This is a genomic window from Kribbella catacumbae DSM 19601 (assembly GCF_000372465.1).
GTDB classification, from domain to species: domain Bacteria; phylum Actinomycetota; class Actinomycetes; order Propionibacteriales; family Kribbellaceae; genus Kribbella; species Kribbella catacumbae.
On record NZ_AQUZ01000150.1, the window covers coordinates 1 to 1,111 of the forward strand.

A 1,111-nucleotide genomic window follows, 5' to 3' on the forward strand; every position below is an offset into this window, starting at 1 on the left:
CCAGTTGAGTCGGCCTGGGGCGCGGTGACGGGATTGCTCTCGTTCCGTTTCCCCAGGCCGCTCGCCGAACCCGGCGTGCGTGTTTCCACGCACCGGGCTCTCCATGGCGTCTGCCGTTGGGTGGTTCAGTCAGCCTGGCTCCAGGGGTTGGGGATCTTGTTGCCGCGGTAGCGGTAGCGGGTGACCGACACCGTTGCGGCGTTGAACATCTCGATCCCGTCCGCCGTGATCGGTTTCCACCGGCCCGTTGCGGGGTCGGTGAGCCAGCGGCGGACGTCCTTCCACTTCCAGCGGTGCCGGGTTCGCATCATTTGCACGATCCGCCACCAGGTGAACTGTCTGAGGTGGCTGAAGGTGTGTTTCGCGACGGCATGCTTGAAGTAGTTGGTCCAGCCGCGCGTGATCTGGTTGATCCGGATCAGCACGGCCCTGAGGTCTTGCTGTGACGTCCTGGGGGTCAGGGCACGAATCTTGTCGCGGACCGATCGGATCGGTCTCTTCGCGACGAAGGTATACACGTACCATTTGCGTGTTCCTCGTTTGCGGCGCCACTGGATGTGGAACCCGAGGAAGTCGAACCCCTCGCTCATGTGCACCACCTGGGTCTTGGCCGGTGACAGCCGCAACCCCATCGTTGTGAGCACTAGGGCGATCTGTTCGTGCAGGGCTTCGACGTGGTGGCGTTCACCGCGAACCAGCACGACGAAGTCGTCGGCGTACCGTACGACCCGCCAGTTCGGTTCGCCTTTGCCGACACGTCCTTTGCGTCGCATCTGGGTGGACATCGGGCCGCCCGGCTTCCACGGCTCCATCAGATGCTCATCGAGTACCGACAGTGCGATGTTGGCCAGCAGTGGCGACAGGATGCCCCCTTGCGGCGTGCCGGTGTGGGTGTCCTCGATATCGCCGAGCTCGGTCAGAATCCCGGCCTTGAGGAACGCCTTCACCAGGCCACACACCCGCTTGTCCTTCACCCGGGCCCGAACACGGTCCATCAAGGCCACGTGGTCGATCCGGTCGAACGAAGCCCCGTCTTACTACCCGTGTCGAGGACTTCCCGTCGGCGGTGAGGGTCACGCGGCGGCGGCACCCGTTTGAGGGTCGGTCGTTG

General features: G+C 64.2%; 1 protein-coding gene. It reads right to left on the reverse strand.

Annotation, left to right across the window (positions count from 1 at the left end):
* Positions 1-125: 125 nt before the first annotated feature.
* Positions 126-1,013, reverse strand: a complete 888-nt coding sequence (locus tag A3ES_RS50850; RefSeq protein WP_272944676.1) for a reverse transcriptase domain-containing protein — start codon at positions 1,011-1,013, stop codon at positions 126-128.
* Positions 1,014-1,111 lie beyond the last annotated feature (98 nt).